22 protein-coding genes are annotated in these 21,115 nt (G+C 67.5%); 4 read left to right on the forward strand and 18 right to left on the reverse strand.

Annotated features, from left to right (window positions below; translation table 11 throughout):
* The first annotated feature begins 11 nt into the window (after nucleotides 1–11).
* The 4 genes from HLG70_RS15310 (at nucleotide 12) to HLG70_RS15325 (ending at nucleotide 3,965) form a co-directional block, all read left to right on the forward strand.
* On the forward strand, nucleotides 12–899 hold the full coding sequence (locus HLG70_RS15310) for a branched-chain amino acid ABC transporter permease (protein WP_171664268.1): 888 nt from the start codon (nucleotides 12–14) through the stop codon (nucleotides 897–899).
* On the forward strand, nucleotides 896–1,879 hold the full coding sequence (locus HLG70_RS15315) for a branched-chain amino acid ABC transporter permease (RefSeq protein ID WP_171664269.1): 984 nt from the start codon (nucleotides 896–898) through the stop codon (nucleotides 1,877–1,879). The genes HLG70_RS15310 and HLG70_RS15315 overlap by 4 nt, the downstream gene beginning before the upstream one ends.
* 115 nt (nucleotides 1,880–1,994) lie before the next feature.
* A complete protein-coding gene (locus HLG70_RS15320; protein ID WP_171664270.1) occupies nucleotides 1,995–3,017 on the forward strand; it encodes an ABC transporter substrate-binding protein in 1,023 nt (340 codons plus the stop codon).
* A 102-nt stretch (nucleotides 3,018–3,119) separates the two neighbouring features.
* Nucleotides 3,120–3,965 carry a branched-chain amino acid aminotransferase gene (locus HLG70_RS15325; RefSeq protein ID WP_171664271.1) on the forward strand — a complete coding sequence of 282 codons (846 nt, stop codon included), beginning with the start codon at nucleotides 3,120–3,122 and terminating at the stop codon, nucleotides 3,963–3,965.
* A gap of 14 nt (nucleotides 3,966–3,979) precedes the next feature.
* Here the strand turns inward: HLG70_RS15325 and HLG70_RS15330 are convergent, their stop codons facing one another.
* The 18 genes from HLG70_RS15330 to HLG70_RS15415 form a co-directional block, all read right to left on the reverse strand.
* Nucleotides 3,980–4,729: an N-acyl homoserine lactonase family protein gene (locus tag HLG70_RS15330; RefSeq protein ID WP_234103522.1), complete on the reverse strand. Its 750-nt coding sequence runs from the start codon at nucleotides 4,727–4,729 to the stop codon at nucleotides 3,980–3,982.
* A gap of 64 nt (nucleotides 4,730–4,793) precedes the next feature.
* Nucleotides 4,794–5,507 (reverse strand): ABC transporter ATP-binding protein, encoded by a 714-nt coding sequence (locus HLG70_RS15335; protein ID WP_171664273.1) that lies wholly within the window; start codon nucleotides 5,505–5,507, stop codon nucleotides 4,794–4,796.
* Nucleotides 5,494–6,276, reverse strand: a complete 783-nt coding sequence (locus HLG70_RS15340) for an ABC transporter ATP-binding protein (RefSeq protein ID WP_171664274.1) — start codon at nucleotides 6,274–6,276, stop codon at nucleotides 5,494–5,496. Before HLG70_RS15340 ends, HLG70_RS15335 begins: the two co-directional genes overlap by 14 nt.
* The gene (locus tag HLG70_RS15345) at nucleotides 6,273–7,247 is read right to left on the reverse strand and encodes a branched-chain amino acid ABC transporter permease (RefSeq protein ID WP_171664275.1); all 975 of its coding nucleotides are present in this window, start codon (nucleotides 7,245–7,247) and stop codon (nucleotides 6,273–6,275) included. Before HLG70_RS15345 ends, HLG70_RS15340 begins: the two co-directional genes overlap by 4 nt.
* Before the next feature lie 3 nt (nucleotides 7,248–7,250).
* Nucleotides 7,251–8,120: a branched-chain amino acid ABC transporter permease gene (locus tag HLG70_RS15350; RefSeq protein ID WP_171664276.1), complete on the reverse strand. Its 870-nt coding sequence runs from the start codon at nucleotides 8,118–8,120 to the stop codon at nucleotides 7,251–7,253.
* An 18-nt stretch (nucleotides 8,121–8,138) separates the two neighbouring features.
* The gene (locus HLG70_RS15355) at nucleotides 8,139–9,302 is read right to left on the reverse strand and encodes an ABC transporter substrate-binding protein (protein ID WP_171664277.1); all 1,164 of its coding nucleotides are present in this window, start codon (nucleotides 9,300–9,302) and stop codon (nucleotides 8,139–8,141) included.
* Nucleotides 9,303–9,353: 51 nt separating this feature from the next.
* Nucleotides 9,354–10,202, reverse strand: a complete 849-nt coding sequence (locus HLG70_RS15360; protein WP_171664278.1) for an alpha/beta fold hydrolase — start codon at nucleotides 10,200–10,202, stop codon at nucleotides 9,354–9,356.
* Complete coding sequence (locus tag HLG70_RS15365; protein ID WP_171664279.1) at nucleotides 10,199–10,594, reverse strand: hypothetical protein; 396 nt, start codon at nucleotides 10,592–10,594, stop codon at nucleotides 10,199–10,201. The genes HLG70_RS15360 and HLG70_RS15365 overlap by 4 nt, the downstream gene beginning before the upstream one ends.
* Before the next feature lie 114 nt (nucleotides 10,595–10,708).
* Nucleotides 10,709–11,380, reverse strand: a complete 672-nt coding sequence (locus HLG70_RS15370) for a 3-oxoacid CoA-transferase subunit B (RefSeq protein ID WP_171664280.1) — start codon at nucleotides 11,378–11,380, stop codon at nucleotides 10,709–10,711.
* Nucleotides 11,370–12,062, reverse strand: a complete 693-nt coding sequence (locus HLG70_RS15375; RefSeq protein WP_171664281.1) for a 3-oxoacid CoA-transferase subunit A — start codon at nucleotides 12,060–12,062, stop codon at nucleotides 11,370–11,372. Before HLG70_RS15375 ends, HLG70_RS15370 begins: the two co-directional genes overlap by 11 nt.
* Before the next feature lie 34 nt (nucleotides 12,063–12,096).
* Complete coding sequence (locus HLG70_RS15380; protein WP_171664359.1) at nucleotides 12,097–13,269, reverse strand: thiolase; 1,173 nt, start codon at nucleotides 13,267–13,269, stop codon at nucleotides 12,097–12,099.
* Nucleotides 13,269–13,667: a Zn-ribbon domain-containing OB-fold protein gene (locus tag HLG70_RS15385; RefSeq protein WP_171664282.1), complete on the reverse strand. Its 399-nt coding sequence runs from the start codon at nucleotides 13,665–13,667 to the stop codon at nucleotides 13,269–13,271. Before HLG70_RS15385 ends, HLG70_RS15380 begins: the two co-directional genes overlap by 1 nt.
* 54 nt (nucleotides 13,668–13,721) lie before the next feature.
* Entirely contained in the window at nucleotides 13,722–15,809 is a 2,088-nt protein-coding gene (locus HLG70_RS15390; protein WP_171664283.1) for a 3-hydroxyacyl-CoA dehydrogenase NAD-binding domain-containing protein, read from the reverse strand.
* Nucleotides 15,810–15,816: 7 nt separating this feature from the next.
* Nucleotides 15,817–16,029, reverse strand: coding sequence for a biotin/lipoyl-containing protein (locus HLG70_RS15395; RefSeq protein ID WP_171664284.1), 213 nt, complete (start codon nucleotides 16,027–16,029; stop codon nucleotides 15,817–15,819).
* A 37-nt stretch (nucleotides 16,030–16,066) separates the two neighbouring features.
* A complete protein-coding gene (locus HLG70_RS15400; protein WP_171664285.1) occupies nucleotides 16,067–17,431 on the reverse strand; it encodes an acetyl-CoA carboxylase biotin carboxylase subunit in 1,365 nt (454 codons plus the stop codon).
* A gap of 19 nt (nucleotides 17,432–17,450) precedes the next feature.
* Nucleotides 17,451–18,998, reverse strand: a complete 1,548-nt coding sequence (locus HLG70_RS15405; RefSeq protein ID WP_171664286.1) for an acyl-CoA carboxylase subunit beta — start codon at nucleotides 18,996–18,998, stop codon at nucleotides 17,451–17,453.
* 46 nt (nucleotides 18,999–19,044) lie between these two features.
* Complete coding sequence (locus HLG70_RS15410; RefSeq protein ID WP_171664287.1) at nucleotides 19,045–20,025, reverse strand: Bug family tripartite tricarboxylate transporter substrate binding protein; 981 nt, start codon at nucleotides 20,023–20,025, stop codon at nucleotides 19,045–19,047.
* A 73-nt stretch (nucleotides 20,026–20,098) separates the two neighbouring features.
* Nucleotides 20,099–21,067 carry a tripartite tricarboxylate transporter substrate binding protein gene (locus HLG70_RS15415; protein WP_171664288.1) on the reverse strand — a complete coding sequence of 323 codons (969 nt, stop codon included), beginning with the start codon at nucleotides 21,065–21,067 and terminating at the stop codon, nucleotides 20,099–20,101.
* Between the last annotated feature and the right edge of the window lie 48 nt (nucleotides 21,068–21,115).

A 21,115-nucleotide genomic window follows, 5' to 3' on the forward strand; every position in this document is an offset into this window, starting at 1 on the left:
ATTTTCACAAGATGACTGACCTTTTCGGCATCCCTATACAGGCCTTGTTTGGCCAGCTATTACTGGGCCTGGTCAACGGTTCCTTCTATGCAATGCTGTCGCTCGGGCTTGCCGTTATCTTCGGGCTGCTGAACGTCATCAACTTCGCGCATGGCGCGCTCTACATGCTGGGGGCCTTCCTCGCCTGGATGGGGCTGGCCTACCTGGGGTTGAACTACTGGATCATGCTGGTGCTGGCGCCCCTGATCGTCGGGCTGTTCGGCATCATCATAGAAAAACTCTTGCTCAAGCACCTGTACAAGCTCGACCACTTGTACGGACTGCTGCTCACCTTCGGGCTGACACTGCTGATCGAGGGGCTGTTCCGCAGCTTCTACGGCGTGTCGGGCCAACCCTATCCCACGCCCGAGGCCTTGCGGGGCGCAACCAACCTGGGCTTCATGATCCTGCCGAACTATCGCGGCTGGGTCGTGGCGGCCTCGGTGGTGGTCTGTCTGGCTACCTGGTTCGTCATCGAACGCACCCGCCTGGGCGCCCTGCTGCGCGCCGGCACCGAGAACCCGCGGCTGGTCGAGGCCTTTGGCGTGAACGTGCCGCGCATGATCACGCTGACCTACGGCTTCGGCGTGGCGCTTGCCGGCTTTGCCGGGGTGCTGGCCGCGCCGGTGCTGCAGATTTCCCCGCTGATGGGGTCCAACCTCATCATCGTCGTGTTCGCGGTCGTCGTGATCGGCGGCATGGGGTCCATCATGGGCGCCATCGTCACCGGATTGGGCCTGGGCGTGATTGAAGGCCTGACCAAAGTGTTCTGGCCAGAGGCCTCCAGCACGGTCGTCTTCATCATCATGGCCATTGTTCTGTTGATCCGCCCGGCCGGGCTGTTCGGAAAAGAAAAATGAATCGTCAATTCCTGGGCTATGCGGTCTTGGCCATCGTGGTGGCCATGCTTCCCTTCGTCGGGGTGTATCCGATCTTCGCCATGAAGATCATGTGCTACGCCCTCTTCGCCTGCGCATTCAACCTGCTGCTGGGCTTCACCGGACTCCTGTCCTTCGGGCACGCCGCCTTTCTGGGCAGCGCGGCCTATGCGGCCGGGCACTCCATGAAGGTCTGGGGCCTGCCCACCGAACTCGGCCTGCTGTTCGGCGTGGCCGTGGCGGCGCTGCTGGGCCTGGCGATGGGCGCCATCGCCATCCGGCGCAGCGGCATCTACTTCGCCATGATCACGCTGGCGCTGTCGCAGATGGTGTTCTTCTTCTTCCTGCAGGCCAGGTTCACCGGCGGCGAAGACGGCCTGCAAAGCGTGCCGCGCGGAACCTTGCTGGGACTGATCGACCTGTCCAAGGACATCAACCTGTACTACCTGGTGATGGCCATCTTCATCATCGGCTATTTCATCATCTGGCGCACCGTGAACTCGCCCTTCGGCCAGGTGCTCCAGGCGCTGCGCGAGAACGAGCCGCGCGCCATTTCGCTGGGCTACGACGTGGACCGCTTCAAGCTGCTGGCATTCGTGCTGTCGGCCGCGCTGGCGGGGCTGGCGGGCGCCACCAAGACCCTGGTGTTCGTGTCGGCCACCCTGTCGGACGCCACCTGGCAGATGTCCGGCCTGGTGATCCTGATGACGCTGATCGGCGGGCTGGGCACCCTGACCGGCCCCATCCTGGGCGCCTTCATCGTGGTGCTGCTGGAGAACAAGGTCGGCGACTTCGGCCAGATGATGGCCAACCTGACCGGCGTGGAATGGTTCCTGCGCCTGGGCGAATCCGTCACGATCGTGATCGGCCTGATCTTCGTGATCTGCGTGCTGGCCTTCCGCCGCGGCATCGTGGGCGAGGTGGGCGCGTTCATCGACCGGCGGCGCGCTGCCCGCGCCTGACCAGGCATTGCTGCAATGAACGGGGCCGCGCAATGCGGCCCCGTTTGCATTCCGGGGCGGGGCCGGCGCGGACGGCCCGTACAATGACAGGCACCCAATCACACAGGTGCCGACCATGCGCAATCCGCATCTCGCCCCCGGCTTTGGCGCCCTGGCGCTGGCCGCCGCCCTGCTGTTCCCCGCCGCCACCCCGGCCGCGGCCGCCACGCCAGCTTGCGAAGTCAACCGGCCCGTGCGCTTCAGCGGACTGAACTGGGAATCCAACCTGGTCCTGGCTGGCATAGAACGCTACGTCCTGGAACATGGCTACGGCTGCAAGACCTCCGTCGAAATCGGGGAAACGCTGCCCATGCTGGCCGCGCTGCAGCGCGGCGACGTGGACGTCACCCCCGAAGTCTGGCCCGGCCAGATCGAAGGCGCCTGGAAGAAGGCGCTGGCCAGCGGCAAGGTGCTGGGCGTGGGCCACGTCTATGACGCGGGAGAAGGCTGGTACGTGCCCCGCTACACCGTGGAACGCCACCCCGGGCTGAAAACAGCGGCGGACCTGGCGCGCTTCAAGGAGGTGTTCGCCGACCCGGAGGACCCGGGACGCGGCCGGATCTATGGCTGCCCCGCCGGGTGGGCCTGCGGCACGCTGAACGACAATCTGCTGCGCGCCCTGGGACTGGACAAGGACTACTCGCTGTTCGCGCCGGGCTCGGGCGCCGCGCAGAAGGCCGCCATCGTGTCGGCCTACAAGCGCAAGCGGGACATCGTCTTCTACTACTGGACCCCCACGTCGCTGGTCGGCGCGCTGGACCTGGTCAAGCTCGAACTTCCGGCGTTCGACCAGGCCGCCTACACCTGCATGACCGATCCCAAGTGCTCCAGTCCGGTGGCCACCGAGTTCAAACCCAACCCCGTCGTGACGGGCCTGAACGCCGCCTTCGCCAAGGAAGCGCCACGGCTGACCGAGTTCCTGTCCCGGCTGACCGTGCCCGATGACGCCATCGACGCCACGCTGGGCTGGCTGGAAACCGAGGGCAAGGAACCCGACGACGCGGCGCGCTACTTCCTGAAGCAGTACGCCCCCGTCTGGCGGCAGTGGATGCCGGCGGACGTTGCCGACCGCGTGCAGGCGGCGCTGGCGCGCGAGTAGCCGCTTCGAGGCCGCCGCCCCGCGGCGGCCTCCCGCTCATGTATCCTGACGTTTCGGCGCCGCCTGCGCGCGCCAACCCGATTCAAGCGAAGGAAGATAGACATGGACGCCTTGTTCTGGCACGACGGTCACTGGACCACCGAAAACCCCAAACTGCTCGGCCCGGCCGACCACGCCTTCTGGATGGCCAGCATGGTCTTCGACGGCGCGCGCGCTTTCCGCGGCCTGACCCCAGACCTGGATCTGCACTGCCAGCGCGTGGTGCGTTCGGCCGAGAAAATGCTGATGAAGCCGCGGATGAGCTGGGAAGAGATCCAGGCGCTGTGCCTGCAAGCGGTCGCCCGGTTCCCCGAAGGCACCGAGCTCTATATCAAGCCCATGTTCTTCTGCGCCGACGGATTCCTGCTGCCCGACGCCGACAAGACCCAATTCGTGCTGCACGTGTTCAAGGTGCCGATGCCGGGCGACCAGGGCTTCTCGGCCTGCTTTTCCAGCTTTGCCCGGTCGTGGCCGAACATGGCGCCCACCGACGCCAAGGCCTCCTGCCTGTATCCCAATGGCCAGCGCGCCATCCGCGAAGCCGCCGAAAAGGGCTTCGACAACGCCATCATGCTGGACGGCGCGGGCAACATCGCCGAATTCGCCACCAGCAATCTCTGGCTGGCCAAGGACGGCGTCGTCTCCACGCCCGTGGACAACGGCACCTTCCTGAACGGCATCACGCGCCGCCGCGTCCTGGCCCTGCTCAAGGCCGACGGCATCGAAGTGCAGGAACGCAGCCTGACCCGCGCCGACGTCGAGGAAGCCGACGAGGTGTTCTCGTCCGGAAACTACGGCAAGGTGGTGCACGTGAACCGCGTCGAATCGCGCGCCCTGGAATACGGCCCGCTCGCCCGCCGCGCCCACAAGCTGTACATGGACTACGCGGAAAGCACCGGCCGCCGCTGAAAGCCCGGCCTGGATCAATCCCCTCGCGGCGGGCGATGCAGCATCGCCACGTGCGGGGAATCCTCCCAGCGGGGATAGCGTTCCAGCACCGCCGGATCGTGGCCCGGCACCACATGCTGTTCGGATTGCGCCGCGCCATAAAGCCTGGCGTAGCCCGACAGCATCTGGGCGGTGTTGTAGACGATAGGGAACGGCCGCCCTTGCGCCATGTTCTCGTAGTAGTGGCTGGCGTCCGAAGCCAGCACCACCCAGCCGCGCTCGGTATGAACCCGCACTGCCTGCAGGCCCTTCGTGTGGCCGCCGATCTTGAGCAGTTCGATGCCTGGCAGCAACTCCCCATCGCCGTCATGGAAGACCACCCGGTCTTCATAGACGCGCCTGACCAGGGTGACCACGTCCTCCACCGAGTACGCATGCCTCAAGGGCTCAAAGCACATGCAGCGGCCGGTGGCGTAGTCCATCTCGTCGTCCTGCACATGGAAACGCGCCTGCGGCAGGCGGTCCAGATTGCCCGCGTGATCGTAGTGCAGGTGGGTAAGCACCACATGCTGCACATCCTCGGGCTGCACCCCCAGGGGCGCAAGCGCCGCGATCGGGCAATGGATCAGCTCGCGGCGGCGCTGGCGCGCCGTGTCCGCGTTGAAGCCGGTGTCGACCAGCACGACGCGGCCGGCGCCGCGCACCAGCCACACGAAGAAATCCATGGGCATGTCGCCGTCGTGCGGATCTCCGCCCAGGAAGTTGTCGCGCCGCTGGCGCGACATCCGGGCGTACCGGATGGCATGGATCTCGTACTCGGGGGGGACGGTTGGCTGTACGGGGCTCACTTCACACTCCTAGGTAGGCCTTCTGCACGAACGGATCCTCCAGCAGGTCCGCGCCCTTGCCGCTGCGCACCACCTCGCCGTGTTCGAAAGCATACGCCTGATGCGCCAGGCGCAGCGCCAGCCGGGCGTTCTGCTCCACCAGCACGATGGCAATGCCGCTTTCGCGGTTGATGCGCTCGATGGCACCCGCGATCTCGGCCACGATCTTGGGCGCGATGCCCAGCGACGGCTCGTCCAGCATCAGCAGGCGAGGTTGCGCCATCATCGCGCGCCCGATGGCCACCATCTGCTGTTCGCCGCCGGAAAGGGAGCCCGCCAGCTGCGCGCGCCGCTCCAGTACCCGGGGAAACAGCGCGTAGATTTCGTCCAGCCGGGCACGGATGCCTGCGCGCGGACGGACCGCGTGCGCGCCCGCCATCAGATTGTCCAGCACGGTCATGCGGCCGAACAGCCGACGGCCCTCGGGCGACAGCGACAGCCCGGCCGATACGCGCGCGGCCGATCCCAGTCGGGCGATGTCGCGCCCCTCGAACAGGACGCGCCCTCCCGCCACGGGCGCCAGCCCGATCAAGGCCTTCAGCGTGGAGCTCTTGCCGGCGCCATTCGAGCCGACCAGCGCGACGATCTGACCCTGCTCGACATTGAAGCTGACGCCACGCACCGCCTCCAACTGCCCGTAACGCACATTCAGGTCCTGGACTTCAAGCATGGGCATAGTCGGGCGCTCCCAGATAAGCCTCGATCACGGCGGGATTGTCGCGAATGGCCTGCGGCGAGCCCTCGGCAATCTTCTCGCCCTGGACCAGCACCACGATGCGGTGGCAGAGCTCCATGACCAGCGCCATGTGATGTTCGACCAGCAGCATCGTCAGCCCCTCTTCCGCCTGCAGGCGGCGCAGCAGGCGGCCCAGTTCATTGCATTCCTCGTGGTTAAGCCCGGCTGCCGGTTCGTCCAGCAGCAACATGCGCGGACGGCAGGCCAGCGCAACGGCGATGCCCAGCTTCTTCTGCAGGCCATAGGCCAGCGACCCCGCGGGCGCGTCGCGCCAGGCCTGCAGATCCAGCAGGGTCAGCAGGCGGTCGACTTCCTGCGCAACCTCGGCCGTAGACAGCAAGTCATGGCTGCGGCCCGCCAGACGGCGCAGCCAGGAGTGCCGCACCCGCGACAGCATGCCGCGGCGGATGTTCTCGGCGACCGTGACGTCGGGATAGGTCGAGGTGGACTGGAACGTGCGCGCGAGTCCCAGCACGACCACCCGGCTGGGCGGCCCGCCCGAAATATCGCGGCCGTCGAATCGGACCGTGCCGGCCGACGGCGGCATGGTGCCGCTGATGACGTTGAACGCCGTCGTCTTGCCGGCGCCGTTTGGCCCGATGAGCCCGACGATTTCGCCCTGGGCGACGGCAAAGCTCAGGCCGCGCAAGGCAGCCAGGCCGCCGAAGCTGCGCGACAGGCCCTGTACTTGCAATAGAGGCTGGCTCATTGGGACTCCTTGCGCCGGCGCGCCTGCCACGGCCCCGGCAAGCCGGCGAGGCCCGCCGGCAGAAAGCGCAGGATCAGAATCAATGCTGCGCCATAGAAGATGTGCTGCGTCTGCACCGCCCCGCGGAACAGTTCGGGCAACGGCGTCAGCACCATGGCGCCGATCAGGCCGCCCCATACCGAACGGCGGCCGCCGATGACCAGCATGATGATGAAGCCTATGGAGATGCTCGCGTTGAACGACTCCGGCGACACATAGCCCACATAGCGCGCCTGCAGGGCGCCGCCCGCCGCCGCCAGCGCGCAGCCGGCGACGAAGGCGCAAAGCTGGATACGGCGCACGCTCAGCCCGGTGGACTCGGCCAGCGCCGGGTTTTCGGCCACCGCGTCGATGGCGTGGCCGAACGGCCGCCGCGCCACCGCGCTCAGGAGCGCCACGGAACCCAGCGCCACGCACAGCGCCAGGCCATAGAAGCTTGCGCGCGACTCGAACACCACCCCGGCCAGGGCGGCGGGCTGGATGCCGGTGACGCCGTTGGCGCCGCCGGACCAGGAGGCCCCGTCCAGCAGGATCAGCCGCACCAGTTCCCCGAAGGCGAACGTGACCAAGACAAAATACACGCCCTTCAGACGCAGGATGATCGCGCCCAGCACCAGCGCGATCACGGCGGTCAGCGCCACGCCAACCAGGGTGGCGGGCAGGAAGCTCCAGCCCAGGTAGCGGGCGGTCAGCACCGAACCATAGGCGCCCACCGCGACGAAGGCCGCATGCCCCAGGGACAGCTGCCCGCAGCGCGCGATCAGCGCCAGGCCATTGACGATCAGCACGTTCAGGCAGGTCAGCACCGCCAGATGCTGTACGAAAGGCCCCGCGAACCAGGGCATCACCGCAGCCACGGCCAGGGCGGCCCACAACAGCCAGCGCAATGGCGCGGGCCTTGCAATACCGGCTTCAAGCGAAAGTACCGTCATGGCTTATGCCTCCCCCCGGCCCAGCAGCCCCTTGGGCCGCACGACCAGCATCACGATCACGATGGCGAAAATCAGCATATCCGCCGTGCTGCTTTCGAACATCAGGCTGCCATAGCTCTCGGCCAGGCCCAGCGCCAGGCCCGCGACCGCGGCGCCGGGTATGCTGCCCAGCCCGCCCAGGATCACCACGATGAACGCCTTGAGCAACGGCGTGGCGCCCACGAACGGCGACACCGAGAACAAGGGCGCCATCAGCGCGCCGGCCACGGCGGCCAGCCCCACGCCCAGGCCGAAGCCTAGCGGGTAGTAAATGCGCGAACGGATGCCCTGGATGGCGGCGATCTCGAAATCCTCCACCACCGCGCGCAGCGCCCGCCCCGGCCGCGAGTAGCGCAGAAAGCCATACAGCAATGCCAGCGCGAGCAGCGCGAACATCACCACATAGACGCGCGAGAGCGGCACCACCAGCTTGCCCATGCGCGCCGTGCCCTGGGCCACGGCCGGCATGGATAGCGGGTCGGGACCGAAGAACATCAGCGCCAGGTTCTGCAGGATCATCGCCAGCCCGATGGTGGCGATCATGCCGTTGAGCTCATCGCGGCGAAACGGCTTGAGGACGCCCCATTCCAGCACCGCCCCGCCCGCCACCGCCAGCGCGAAGGTCAGCGCCACGGCGGGCAGGAATGAAAAGCCCGCCTGGGTCGTGAGGTAGTACGCGCCAAAGGCGCCCAGCATGTAGAACTCGCCATGGGCGAAATTCACCATCCGCATCACGCCGAACACCAGCGTGAAGCCCACGGCCATGAGCAGGTACAGCAGCCCCACGATCAATCCGTTGATCGTGGCCTGCGTCAGCAGAATGCTCCAATCCACGTCGATACCCCCGCCGCGCTAGCGGCATCCCTCGACGGTGCAGCGGGCGCGGATCACCTCGCGGCCGTCCTTGACCTCGGCGACGTAGAACGGCGCATTCAGCTGATGATTGATGCCGTACATGGCCTGGCCCGTCCAGCTCAGCTTGCCCAGCGATCCGTCGAAGCCGTCGAGCTTTTCCATCTCGGCGCGCACGCGGTCCGTGTCGTCCACCGTGCCGGCGCGGCGCATGGCCTCGAACAGCATGTTGGTGCCGTCGTAGAAGGCCGGGCTGAAGCCGTTCATCGGATGCTTGTACTTCGCGGCGTAGCGCGCGGCGTAGGCCTGGGTCGCAGGCAGTTCGGGATCGATCGGCGTGTGGACCAGCATGCCTTCGGTGGCCTGCTTGCCGGCGACGTTGACGATCTCTTGCGTGGCCGGCCCGCCGGTGCGCACGATGCGCCCTTCGAATCCGAGTTCGCGCGCCTGCTTGACGATCAGCCCCGCGGTGGTGGGCGAGTTGCCGTCCAGTTCGATGGCGTCGATGCCGCGCGCCATCATGCGGGTGAGCATGGGCACGAAATCGACACGGTCGCGTTCGAAGAATTCCTTGGTGGCCAGCGCCGCGCCCGCCTTCTTGTAGGCGCCTTCCAGATCCAGCGCGATCTGCTGCCCGGTCTCGTCGTTGGGGAACAGCGCGCCGACCTTGCGCAAGCCCTGCGCCTTGACCAACCAGTCGATCTGCGGCTGCGAGACCTCGGCGGTGGTGACGTTGGGGCGGAAGGTGTAGGGCTTGTCCGCGGCCAGCGCCTTGGCGGTGAAGCCCAGCGTCAGCAGGATCACCTTGTTCTTTTCGGTCATGGGCTGGATGGCCAGCACCGGCGCCGACCCGACCGGACCGATCACGTAGCGCACCTTGTCCTCGAACACCAGGCGGTTGGCCACGGTGATGGCCTCGTTGGCCTGGTATTTGTCGTCATAGGCCACGACCTGGACCCGGTACTTCTTGCCGCCCACCTCCAGCCCGCCCGCCTCGTTCACCTGGTCGGCCGCGACCTCGGCGGCGTTCTTCATGCCCTGCCCCCATGCGGCGCCTGCGCCGGAAAGCGTGACCAGGGCGCCCAGTTTCAGCATCTCTTGCGCCTGGGCGGCGGGTACTGCGGCCAGGGCGAAGACGCCGGCCAGAATGATCGGATAACGCATGATGTCTCCTGAGGGAACGCGGGCAGTGGCTGCCCGTCGGTTGTGCCTGCTCTATCGGCGGGCGATGGCGTCCAGCACCGGCAGCACGTAGCCGCGGAACTGCTGCGGGTTTTCGCTCATCGGGAAATGTCCCAATTCGCGCATGACGGTCACCTGCGCGCCGGGTATGCCGGCCGCGGTGCGCAAGGTGTCTTCTGGCGTGCAGGAGAAGTCGTATTCCCCCGTCAGCAGATAGAGCGGACAGCGGTCGGTGCGGATGCCGTCCAGCCGGCCCCGCAGATCGCTGTCCACCCGGTAGAAATGCAAGTCCCCGCGAAAGACGCCGGGACCGCCCTGCATGTACTGCCATAGCGTTTCGTGGCGATACACCGCCGGCGACTGCGGTGCCACCAGCCCGGACACCAGCGCGGCGCAGACCTCGCCGCCGTGGACATCGCCACGGTGCAGCCAGGAGGTGTCGTACCAGGGTTCCTGGAAGTCGGCGGCCTCGACGCCGATCAGGGCGCGAAAGCGATCGGAATGCTGGTGCGCGAGCTGCAGCACGATGCGCCCGCCGATGGAGCAGCCGATCAGCGCGGGCCGGTCCAGCGCCAGCGCCTGGCAGAACGCCATCACGGTTTCAACGTAGAGCTCGGTTGAAAGGCGGTATTCCTGGTCCTGCCAGCCTTCCGGCGGATAGGATTTGCCGTGCCACGGCATGTCGAAGGCGATGACCCGGTAGCGCGACGTGATGTCCGTGTCGCACATCATGTGGCGGTACTGGCGGCTATCCGCGCCGGCGGTGTGCAGGCAGACCAGCGGAATGCCTTCGCCCGCCTGTTCGAAATAGACGCGGCAGGACTTGCCCGCGATCTCGAACGACACATAACGGCCGACGATGGGCTCCAGTGCGGCGCTCATGCCTGCGCCTCCCGGCCGACGGCCAGCAGGTCCTTGACGAACTGCAAGTGGGCCATCAGAGGCTGCAGGTTGCCTTCGATGGCCAGCTCGCCGCGCTTGCTGAGCGCGAAGATGTCATGCCAGCCGGCATCCGGCACGGCTTGCCAGAAACGGGACCAGGCATTCTCGGAAGCCCGCAGCGAGATGTCGCTGGACGGCAGCGGCGCGGAGGGGACGTCGGCGGCGGTCACTCGTCCATCCCGGATCCGGACCAGCAGAGGATGTACGCCGAACCGCAGCAGCAGGTCCATGTTCACCTGGCGCGGCCGCGAGAACGACAGCGCGCGGCTGCGGAACCGATGCGCGAGCTGCGCGCCGCGGGCGCCCTGCGCTGGCATAGCTTGGGTTTGCATTGTCTCTTCCCGTTTTTATCGTTCTTATGAACAGAACGTTTATTCTTTCTGCAAGAACATTCTAAAGATTGAAAACTCCCCGTGTCAACACGGGGAAAGTACGAGCGCCTTGCTCTATTCCGGCGCCAGCACCCGGAGGTCGCCGGCCCGCGCCAGCGGGCAGCCGGTAAGCGCCTGCAGGGCCTCGAAGCTCAGCCCCTCGACCATCGCCCGCAGCACCAGGGAGCCGGAGACCACGTCGATGATCGCCAGATCCGAATAGATCCTGTCGACCACCCCCGCGCCGGTCAGGGGATAGGTGCATTCGCGGACGATCTTGGGCTGTCCGTCCTTGGTGACATGCTCCATCGTGACGTAGACCTGCCTCGCCCCGGCCACGAGATCCATGGCGCCGCCCACGGCCGGGATCGTGCCCGGCGCGCCCGTATCCCAGTTGGCCAGGTCGCCGCGCTCGGACACCTGAAACGCGCCGAGCACGGTCAGGTCCAGGTGGCCGCCGCGCATCATGGCGAACGACACCACGTGATCCGTGATGGACGCCCCCGGCAGCAAGGTCACGGGTTCCTTGCTGGCATTGATCAGGTCCAGGTCCAGGGGCGCGTCGGGGTCGCCCGGCCCCATGCCGACGATGCCGTTCTCGGTGTGCAGGATCACGTCGCGGCCGGGCGGCAGGAAGGCCGACACCAGCGTCGGAATGCCGATGCCCAGATTGACATAGGCCCCGTCCTGAATGTCCGCGGCGACCAGGCGGGCGATCTGCCGCCGGCTGAGCTTTTCATATTCCATGAGCGTCTCCCACCTTCACCACTCGCTTGACGAATATTCCCGGCGTCATGACGTGTTCCGGCGGGATCCCGCCCAGTTCCACGATCTCGTCCACCTGCGCCACGGTCGTGGCGGCTGCCATGCACATGACCGGCGCGAAGTTCCGGCCGGCGTAGCGGTACACCAGATTGCCCCAGCGGTCCGCCGTGAGCGCCTTGACGAAGGCGAAGTCGCCCTTGAGCGGAGACTCCAGCACATAGCCCACGCCGTCTATCACGCGGGTCTCCTTGCCGCGCGCCAGCGGCGTGCCGAAAGCGGTGGGCGTGAAGAACGGCCCCAGGCCCGCGCCCGCGGCGCGCATGCGCTCGGCCATCGTGCCCTGCGGCACGCACTCGAGTTCCACTTTCCCCGCGCGGTAGGCGTCCGCGAAAGCCGCGGCGTTGGGGTTCTTGCGGTCCGACGATCGTGCGAAAGAGCAGATCATCTTGCGCACCCGCCCGGCCTCCACCAGCTGGCTCAGGCCGCGCTTGCCGTTGCCGGCGTTGTTGTTGACGATGGTGAGTTCGCGCGCGCCCTGCTCCAGCAACGCGCACACCAGCTCGGTGGGTACGCCGGAGGCGCCGAAGCCGCCGATCAGAATGACCGCTCCGTCCCGCACGCCCGCCACCGCGGCCGCCAAAGTATCGACTGTCTTGTCCAGCATGGAATTACTCTCCCTGGATGTGGAAGCGGACCGATCAACGCGTGGACGGGCCGCCCAGAATGGCGGTGGACTGGCTGGACAAGGTGCCGCCGTTGCCATGCACGAGCGCGATATCGGCGCCCTGCACCTGGCGTTCGCCTGCCTGCGCCCGCAACTGGCGCACGGCTTCGATCACCAGGAAGATGCCGTACATCCCCGGGTGCACGCAGGACAGTCCGCCGCCATTCGTGTTCACCGGCAAGCGGCCGCCCGGTGCGATGCCGCCGCCTTGCACAAAGGCGCCGCCCTCGCCCTTCTTGCAGAATCCCAGGTCTTCCAGGAACAGCAGCGTGTTGATCGTGAACGCGTCATAGAGCTCGGCGACATCCACGTCGCCCACGGTCAGGCCCGCCATCGCCAGCGCGCGCTTGCCCGATTCGGCGGCCGCGGTGACGGTCAGATCCTCCATGGACGAGATCTGCCGGTTCCACACCGCGGTGGCGCTGCCCAGCACATAGACCGGCGCCTGCCGGAGATGGCGGGCGCGGTCGGCGCGCACCATCACATACGCGCCGCCGCCGTCGCTCACCAGGCAGCAATCGCGCACGGTCAGGGGATCGGAAACGGGCCGCGACCGCAGCACGTCGTCGATAGAAAGGGGATCGCGCATCGCGGCCTCGGGGTTGAGCCGGGCCCAGGCCCTGGCGGCCACGGCCACTTCGGCCAATTGCTCCCGCGTCGTGCCGTACTGGTGCATGTGGCGGGCGGCGGCCATCGCATAGGACGTGACCGGCTGCAGGGGGGAGTACGGGTGTTCGAAGGGCTGCGGGTCCAGCAGCGTGCGCGCCTTGACGCCTTCCTTGCGGCCGAACGTTGCCGTCTTCTGCGTGCTGCCATAGCAGACCAGCACGGCGTTGCATTGCCCGGACACCAGCGCCATCACCGAGGGCAGCAGGTGCGAGACAAAACTCGACCCGCCCAGCATCGTGGCTTCGATATAGCGGGGCCGCAATCCCAGGTATTCGGCAACCGGCATGCTCCACATCGTGGCCGACGAACTGCAGGTCGCCAGCCCGTCGATATCCCGCATCGACAGGCCGGCATCGGCCACCGCCCGCGTAGCGGCCTGGGCCAGCACTTCCATTTCGGTGTAGCCGCGGGCTTCGCCCAGCCCCGCATGCCCCACCCCGGCGATGGCGACCTGCCCGCGCAATGATTCGAGCGACATCATGCCGCCTCCGCTGGCACGAACACCACCAGGGCCTGGCCTTCATCACGCAGCACCCGCACCTTGACGGACATGCCGATCCGCAGGCGGTCCGGCGCGACGCCGTCCACCCGGCTCATCATGCGCACGCCCTCCTCCAGGTCGATAAGCGCCACGTTGTAGTCGCCGCCCGCCTCCGGCTTGCGCCGCACGACGCTGAAGGAATAGACGGTGCCGGCGCCGGCCGGATCCGTCCATTCCAGGTCCGTCGCGCCGCAGTGCATGCACAGTACGCGGGGAAAGAACTGGTGCGCGCCGCAACCCGCGCAGCGCTGGATCTGGAAGCGGCCTTCGGCCAACCTTGAAAAGTACTGCTCCTGCGGCCCGTGCGTCGCGGCGCCGGCTGGTTCCGTATGCATTGCTGTCTCCTACTGTTTTTCGCGGGCGCCGCGCACCATGCGCGGCCCCTCCCGTCACAAGTCCGCGAAGGACTGCCCTTTCTCCACCAGCCGTTCCAGCAGCGGCGCGGGGCGCCAGAGCTCGCCGTGCTCTTCGTGAAAGCGCCGGATCGTGGCCAGCACCGCTGGCAGCCCCTGCTGATCGGCATAAAACAGCGGCCCGCCCCGATGCGCCGGGAACCCATAGCCGTTGACGTAGATCACGTCGATATCCGAAGCGCGGCGGGCAATCCCCTCGTCCAGGATGCGGGCGCCTTCGTTGACCAGGGCATACATCGTGCGCTGCACGATCTCCTCGTCGGAGATTGTTCGCCGCGCGATGCCATCCTGTCGGGCGCAAGCCTCGATCAGCGCCAGCACTTCCGGATCCTCAAGCGGGTCTCGGCTGCCCGCCTCGTAGCGGTAAAAGCCGCTGCCCGTCTTCTGGCCGAAGCGCCCCTGTTCACACAGGCTGTCTGCCACGCGCGAATAGCGCAGGTGGGCGGGGCGCGTCGGCGCCATGCGCTTGCGGAACGCCCAACTGATGTCCAGGCCCGCCATATCGGCCATGCGCAGCGGCCCCATCGCCAGCCCGAAGCGCTGCAAGGCGCCGTCCACCTGAGACGGGGACGCCCCTTCCTCCAGCAGGAAGTGGGCCTCTCGCGTGTAGGGACTGACCATGCGGTTGCCGACAAAGCCGTCGCAAACGCCGACCAGCACAGGCAGCTTGCCCATCATGCGAGCCAGCCGGAACACGGCGGCGACGACATTTCCGTCCGTCTCGCGGCCTTGCACCACTTCCAGCAGGCGCATGACATTCGCCGGGCTGAAAAAGTGCATCCCCAGCACCCGAGAGGGCCGGCGGGTGAACCCGGCGATCTCGTCGATATCCAGACGCGAGGTGTTCGAAGCCAGGATGGCCTCGGGCTTGCAGACTTCGTCCAGCGCCGTGAATATCTGGCGCTTCACGTCCATGTCCTCGAACGCGGCCTCGATCACCAGATCGGCATCGCGCAAGCCGCCCATGTCCAGGCTGGTGCGGATCCGCGCCTGGCGTTCTTCCACCTGCGCCGCGGACAGTTTTCCCTTGGCGGCCGTCGCGGCGTAGTTCTTGCGGATCGCCGACCATCCGCGCGCGAGCGCCTGCGCGTCGCGTTCCACCAGCACCACGTCCAGTCCGGCGTTCGCCAGGCTCATCGCGATGCCGCCGCCCATCGTGCCCGCGCCGACCACGCCCACCGTGGCAATGGCCCCGCTCGCCGCCCAGTCCTGCGGCAGCTTGACCGCGGCGCGCTCGGCGAAGAACAGATGGCGCTGCGCCTTGGACTGGCTTCCGTCGACCAGCTCCAGGAAGCGCTCGCGCTCGAAGGCCAGCCCCTCCTGCAGCGTGGCGCCGGCGGCATACTCCACGCAATCCACGCACGCCAGCGGCGCCACGCAGCCGCGATAGCGGCGGGCCGCCAGCTCCCGGGCGCGGTCGTACACGCCCGCATCCGCCGGAGCCCCCACCCGGCGCGCACCGACGTTGCGGCCGGCCAGCGGCGCATCGGCCACCGCCAGCGCATAGGCGGCCGCCCGTTGCTGCAAGCCGTCGGCAAACACCTCGTCGATCAGGCCCCACTCCGCGGCGCCTTCGGTGCCGATGGCATCGCCTTGCGCGATCATCTGCAGCGCCCGCTCCACACCGACGATCCGCGGCAACCGCTGCGTGCCGCCCGCGCCGGGCAGCACACCCAATTTCACTTCGGGCAGGCCCAGCGACGCGCCTTGCAGCGCGACGCGGTAATGACAGCCCAGCGCCAACTCCAGTCCGCCACCCAGCGCCGCGCCATGAATCGCCGCCACCACGGGCTTGTACGCTCCTTCGATCAAGGCGATGACCGAACGCAGCGTCGGTTCGCGCGCCGACATCGGCGTATTGAACTCCCGGATCTCCGCGCCGCAGCAGAAGAAGCCGCCATCGCCCGCCAGCACCAGGACGCGCACGTCCTGGTCGGCCAGCGCGGCTTCGATCGCGGCATGCAGCTCCGCGCGCAATGCCGCGCTCAGGCTGTTGACCGGCGGATTGCGCAGCAGCAGCATCGCCACGCGGCCTGACTCCATCCGTTCCGTATGGATCAGCATGGCCGCCTCACTCCAGTTCGACCACGATCTGGCCCTCATCCACCTCGTCGCCTTCGCCGACCAGCACGCGCGCCACGATGCCCGCGCGTTCGGCCTCCACCGGAATCTCCATCTTCATTGATTCCACCTTGATCACGCTGTCGCCCGCCTCCACGCGCTGGCCCGGACGTACGCTTACGGCAACCACGCGACCCACCACGGGCGTTTCTACTTTGAACATCGTCTTCTCCTAGGATTTTTCGGTTGGAACCATCCGCTCACGCGGCTTGCGCCGTCACACGCGCGGTTTCAAGAATGCGGCCCGCCATGCCGGTGCATACCCGGCCGGCGCGGAATTCCGGGTCGTCCAACACTCGCTGGATGAAGGGAATGTTGGTCTTGACGCCTACGACACGGAACTGCGCCAGCGCGGTCTGCAGCAGGTCCAGCGCCTGCTCGCGCGTGGCCGCATGCGCGATCACCTTGGCCAGCATCGGGTCGTAATGGCTGGACACGCGGCAGCCCTCGGCATAGCCCGTCTCGATGCGCACGCCCGGCAGCGCCGGTGGCGCAAACACCTGGAGCACGCCCGGCGAGGGCAGGAAACGCACGGGGTCCTCGGCATAGACGCGTGCCTCCAGGGCATGTCCGCTCAAGGGCGGCACCTCGCGCAGCACCTCCTCCATCCGCTCGCCGGCCGCCAGCCTGAGCTGGGCGCCCACCAGATCGACACCGGTCACCGCTTCCGTCACGGCATGCTCCACCTGCAGGCGGGTATTGATTTCCAGGAATGAAAAGCCAGATTCGGGCGTGTACAGCATTTCGACGGTGCCGATCACGTCGTACCCCAGGCCCGCCAGCATGCCTTCCAGCCTGGCCGCCATGTCCTGGAGCGCCGCCCGGTCCAGCCCGGGAGCCGGCGCCTCCTCCAGCACCTTCTGATGACGGCGCTGGGTGGAGCAATCGCGTTCATACAGGCAGCGCAGTTGCCCGTGGCGATCCGCCAGGAACTGGAATTCGACATGGCGCGGGTTGCGCAGCAGCTTTTCCAGATACAGGTCGGACCCGCCGAAGCTGCGCTCGGCGATCAGTCGCGCCCGCCCCCATTCGGCTTCGACGTCCTGCGGGCCGTTCATGGGAATCATGCCGATTCCGCCTCCGCCCGAGGCCGGCTTGATCAGCACCGGGTAGCCCAGGGCCTGCGCGGCGTGGCGCACGGCGTCCAGGTCGCCGCCGAGCACCGCGCTGCTCGGCGCCATCGGCATCCCCAGCGCCCGCATCGCGTCGCGCGCCTGGGTCTTGTGCCCCAGCATGCGGATCCAGCGCGGCGACGGGCCGACGAAGATCATGCCCGCCTGTTCCACTTCCTCGGCGAAGTCCGCGTTCTCGGACAGGAATCCATAGCCGGGATGCAGCGCATCCGCGCCGGACTCGCGCGCGACGCGCAGCAACGTCGCGCGGTTCAGGTAGCTTTGCGCGGCGGGCGCCGGCCCGATCGGAACGGCCAGGTCCGCCTCGCGCAGATGGGGCAGATCGCGGTCTGCCTCGGAATAGACGGCAACCGACTCCATGCCGAGCGCGCGCAGCGCGCGGATGACGCGGCGCGCGACGGCGCCCCGGTTGGCCACGATGACTCGTTTCATGTTGTGCTCCAGACGGTGGTCACGGCCGGTAGCCAAAGGCGCGCGGACCCGGCTCGCGCAAGGGCGCGGTCAGTTCCACGAACTCTTCCAGCACATTCCGGGTGGTGGCGGGGTCAATGATGTCTTCCACGACGAAGGCTTCGGCGCTGCGGAAGGGCGAGGTCAGGCCTCGCACCCGTGCCTCGATCTCGCGCATCTTGGCGTCCGGGTCCGCGGCGGCTTCGATCTCGGCCTTGTAGGCAACCTCGAGCCCGCCCTCCACGGGCAGCGAGCCCCATTGGGCCGACGGCCAGGCATAGCGGAAATTGAAGCGGCCCGCGCTCTGATGGCCACCGGCCGCCACGCCGAAGGCCTTGCGCACGATGATCGAACACCACGGCACCGTGGACTGCGCCACCGCCGTCAGCGCCCGCACGCCGTAGCGCATGGCGCCGGCCTTCTCGGCATTCAGTCCGATCTGGAAACCCGGCACATCGACCAGGTTCACGACCGGCAGGTGGAAGGTCTCGGCCAGATCGAGCAGGCGGGTGAATTTCTCGGCGGCGGGGCCGTCCCAGCCCCCGCCATAGTGATACGGGTCACTTGCGAACACGGCCACCGGCCAGCCGTCGATGCGAGCCAGGCCCGTGATCACCGCGCGACCCCACCGCTTGCCGATCTCCATGAACGATCCCTCGTCCATCAGTGCTTCGACGACAGGCCGCATCTTGTACACGGCTCGCGCATCGGAGGGGATGGCGCCGCGCAGCCAGTCCTGGTCGGCCGCGGCGCGGCCCGGGTGGGCGGCTCGCGGCGGCAGCTCATGCACGGAACGCGGCAGATATGACAGGAATCGTCGCGCCATGGCGAAGGCGGCCTCTTCCGAGTCGGCTTCGTCGTCCACCACCCCATTGCGCGTGTGAATGTCGCTGCCGCCCAGTTCGTTCTTCTCCAGTTTCTGGCCGATGCGGGCCACGACCGGGGGGCCCGCGATGAAGAGCTGCGAGGTCTCCCGCACCATGACGGCGTAGTGGCTGGCGGCCACCCGCGCCGCGCCCAGGCCCGCCACCGATCCCAGCGCCAGGGACACGACCGGCACGGTGGCCAGGTTCTGCGCCATCAGCGGCCACATGCGCAGCTTGGGCAACAGGGTATGGCCCTTGATCTCGATGTTGCGCACGGATCCGCCGCCTCCCGTGCCGTCGACCAGCCGCAACAGCGGCAGGCGCAGATCCTGCGCCATGCGCTCCGCCTCCACCAGCTTGTCTCCGACCGCGCCGTCATTGGCGCCGCCGCGCACGGTGAAATCGTCGGCGGCCACGACGACCGGCCGCCCCTCCACCTTGGCGCGGCCGATCAGCAGGTTGGACGGCGTCAGGTCCGTCAGCCGGCCTTCGGCATCGTATTCCCCGCTGCCGGTCAGCGCCCCCACCTCGCGAAACGACTCGGGGTCGACCATGCTGGCGATGCGTTCGCGCACCGGCAGCTTGCCGCCTTCCCGATGGCGGCGCACTTTCGCCTCGCCGCCCATGCGCGCCGCCAGTTCCTTGCGCAGCGCCAGTTCTTGCAGTTCTTTTTCCCAGGACACCTTGTGCTCCTCCCTGTCCGTTGCCGATGCGGCCATCGCCGCCGGCTCAATCGATCTTGATGTTTGCGCGCTTGATGAGCGCTTCGTTCTGCTTGAGCTCATCGGCGATCTTTTGCCGGAAAGCCTGCGGCGACTGCGTGGAGGGGTTGCCCTGCGCCGCCAGGCGCGCGCGCACGACCGGATCCTTGGCGGCCGCCGCGATCTCGCGGTTCAGCCGGTCCACCACCTCTGGCGGCGTCCCCGCCGGCGCAAAGATGCCGACCCAGAAGGAGATATCGAAGCCCGGGTATCCCAGCTCGGCCACGGCCGGCACGTCGGGGAGGTCATGCCAGCGCTCGGCGGTTGAAACCGCCAGCGCCTTCAGCTTGCCGGCCTTGATGAGCGGCACCCCCGACAGGGTGTCGAAGCCGAAGTCGACCTCCTTGGACATCAGCCCCGCCTCCATCGGCGCCGCCCCCCGGTATGGCACGTGCAGCATCTGCACGTCGGACATGGAGGCAAGCTGCGCGCCGGCCAGGTGCATCAGGTTGCCGTTGCCGGCCGACCCGTAGCTGACCGTGTTGGGATTGCGCCTGGCCAGATCCACCAGCGACTTGACGTCGCTCACGCCCGCCACCCGCGGGTTCTCGGCATTGATCGTCAGGATGAAAGGCACCGACACCACGGTCGTCACCGGCGCGAAGTCCTTCAGAGGGTCGTACTGGAGATCCTTGTAGAGCAAGGGGTTGACCGTGATCGAGCTGGAATTGCTGACGAGGATGGTGTAGCCGTCCGGCTTGGCCTGCGCGACGGTGCGAGCGGCGATCATGCCGTTGGCGCCGGTCTTGTTCTCCACCACGAACGATTGCCCCATGCGTGTGGAGAGGGCTTCGCCGACGATGCGCGCCACGGTGTCGATCGTGCTGCCGGGGCTGAAGCCCACGACGAACTTGACCGGCGCGTTGGGAAAGTCCGCGGCGCTTGCCGCAAGGGGAACCGCGCTGAACCAGGCGAACGCGCCTGCTGCCAGCCATTTCGAAACTGTCATGATGTGTCTCCTCCGGGATTGCCTGATTCCGTGCCGCGCGCTGCATGGGTGCGCGGCTACGGATGCTGGGTGGTTACTGCGCGGCGACGGTGCCGGAAGCCTTGACGGCCCGGCCCCACTTTTCCTGCTCCTGCGTCATGAAGGCGGCGAACGCCTGGGGCGTGCTGTTGACCACTTCTCCGCCCAGGCCTTCGATGCGGGTCTGCATCTCCGGCGTGGCCACGATCCTGGACACGTCCTCATAGATGCGTTGCGCCTGGGCCGGCGGCATGGCCGCCGGCGCCAGCAAGCCGAACCATGTGGCGGCCTCGAAGCCGGGCATGCCGGCTTCGGCAAAGGTCGGCACGTTGCGCAACGCCTGCACCCGCTTGCCGTTGGCCACGGCCAGCGCGCGCAGCTTGCCGGACTCGATCAGCGGCAAGGCCGACGTGATCGTGGCCAGCATCATCTGCACCTGCCCGCCCGCCAGGTCGGTGAATGCCGGCGAGTCGCCGCGATACGGCACATGGGTGATGGCCGATTGCGTGGCGATCTTGAACAGCTCGCCGCTCAGATGCTGCGCCGTCCCGTTGCCGGGAGAAGCGAAGTTGACCGACCCGCTGTTCTGCTTCAGGTAGGCCAGGAATTCCTGCAGGGTGGTGGCCGGGATGGACGGATTGACCACCAGCACCAGCGGAACCTTGGTGACCAGCGTAATGGGCGCGAAGTCCTTGACCGGGTCGTAGTTGAGCTTGGTGTAGAGATGCCCGCTGATCGTGTGGGCGGACGTGGTCATGAACAGCGTGTAGCCATCGCCCTGCGCGCGCGCCACCGCACTGGCGCCGATGGTCGTGCCCGCGCCGGCGCGGTTCTCGACGATGACGGTCTGCCCCCACGACTGCGTGAGCTTCTCCGCCACGGCGCGCGCCACCACGTCGGTCGCGCCGCCGGCCGGGTATGGCACGACCATCGACACGGGCTTTGAAGGATAGGAATCGGCGTGCGCCGTTCCCGCGAACAGCGCCGTGGCACATGCCAGGACGCGCAACCAATTGCATTGCATCGGGATGTCTCCTCTTGTCTTCGACAGACGGTTTGTTTATTCTTATCG

Origin of the sequence: Achromobacter deleyi, from assembly GCF_013116765.2 — a bacterium.
GTDB classification, from domain to species: domain Bacteria; phylum Pseudomonadota; class Gammaproteobacteria; order Burkholderiales; family Burkholderiaceae_B; genus Achromobacter; species Achromobacter deleyi_A.

What these genes read in the sequence shown, in the direction of transcription:
- HLG70_RS15310 (WP_171664268.1), top strand. Translation starts at nt 12, where the DNA reads ATGACTGACCTTTTCGGCATCCCTATACAGGCCTTGTTTGGCCAGCTA.
- HLG70_RS15315 (WP_171664269.1), top strand. Translation starts at nt 896, where the DNA reads ATGAATCGTCAATTCCTGGGCTATGCGGTCTTGGCCATCGTGGTGGCC.
- HLG70_RS15320 (WP_171664270.1), top strand. Translation starts at nt 1,995, where the DNA reads ATGCGCAATCCGCATCTCGCCCCCGGCTTTGGCGCCCTGGCGCTGGCC.
- HLG70_RS15325 (WP_171664271.1), top strand. Translation starts at nt 3,120, where the DNA reads ATGGACGCCTTGTTCTGGCACGACGGTCACTGGACCACCGAAAACCCC.
- HLG70_RS15330 (WP_234103522.1), bottom strand. Translation starts at nt 4,729, where the DNA reads ATGTCGCGCCAGCGGCGCGACAACTTCCTGGGCGGAGATCCGCACGAC.
- HLG70_RS15335 (WP_171664273.1), bottom strand. Translation starts at nt 5,507, where the DNA reads ATGCCCATGCTTGAAGTCCAGGACCTGAATGTGCGTTACGGGCAGTTG.
- HLG70_RS15340 (WP_171664274.1), bottom strand. Translation starts at nt 6,276, where the DNA reads ATGAGCCAGCCTCTATTGCAAGTACAGGGCCTGTCGCGCAGCTTCGGC.
- HLG70_RS15345 (WP_171664275.1), bottom strand. Translation starts at nt 7,247, where the DNA reads ATGACGGTACTTTCGCTTGAAGCCGGTATTGCAAGGCCCGCGCCATTG.
- HLG70_RS15355 (WP_171664277.1), bottom strand. Translation starts at nt 9,302, where the DNA reads ATGCGTTATCCGATCATTCTGGCCGGCGTCTTCGCCCTGGCCGCAGTA.
- HLG70_RS15360 (WP_171664278.1), bottom strand. Translation starts at nt 10,202, where the DNA reads ATGAGCGCCGCACTGGAGCCCATCGTCGGCCGTTATGTGTCGTTCGAG.
- HLG70_RS15365 (WP_171664279.1), bottom strand. Translation starts at nt 10,594, where the DNA reads ATGCAAACCCAAGCTATGCCAGCGCAGGGCGCCCGCGGCGCGCAGCTC.
- HLG70_RS15370 (WP_171664280.1), bottom strand. Translation starts at nt 11,380, where the DNA reads ATGGAATATGAAAAGCTCAGCCGGCGGCAGATCGCCCGCCTGGTCGCC.
- HLG70_RS15375 (WP_171664281.1), bottom strand. Translation starts at nt 12,062, where the DNA reads ATGCTGGACAAGACAGTCGATACTTTGGCGGCCGCGGTGGCGGGCGTG.
- HLG70_RS15380 (WP_171664359.1), bottom strand. Translation starts at nt 13,269, where the DNA reads ATGTCGCTCGAATCATTGCGCGGGCAGGTCGCCATCGCCGGGGTGGGG.
- HLG70_RS15385 (WP_171664282.1), bottom strand. Translation starts at nt 13,667, where the DNA reads ATGCATACGGAACCAGCCGGCGCCGCGACGCACGGGCCGCAGGAGCAG.
- HLG70_RS15390 (WP_171664283.1), bottom strand. Translation starts at nt 15,809, where the DNA reads ATGCTGATCCATACGGAACGGATGGAGTCAGGCCGCGTGGCGATGCTG.
- HLG70_RS15395 (WP_171664284.1), bottom strand. Translation starts at nt 16,029, where the DNA reads ATGTTCAAAGTAGAAACGCCCGTGGTGGGTCGCGTGGTTGCCGTAAGC.
- HLG70_RS15400 (WP_171664285.1), bottom strand. Translation starts at nt 17,431, where the DNA reads ATGAAACGAGTCATCGTGGCCAACCGGGGCGCCGTCGCGCGCCGCGTC.
- HLG70_RS15410 (WP_171664287.1), bottom strand. Translation starts at nt 20,025, where the DNA reads ATGACAGTTTCGAAATGGCTGGCAGCAGGCGCGTTCGCCTGGTTCAGC.
- HLG70_RS15415 (WP_171664288.1), bottom strand. Translation starts at nt 21,067, where the DNA reads ATGCAATGCAATTGGTTGCGCGTCCTGGCATGTGCCACGGCGCTGTTC.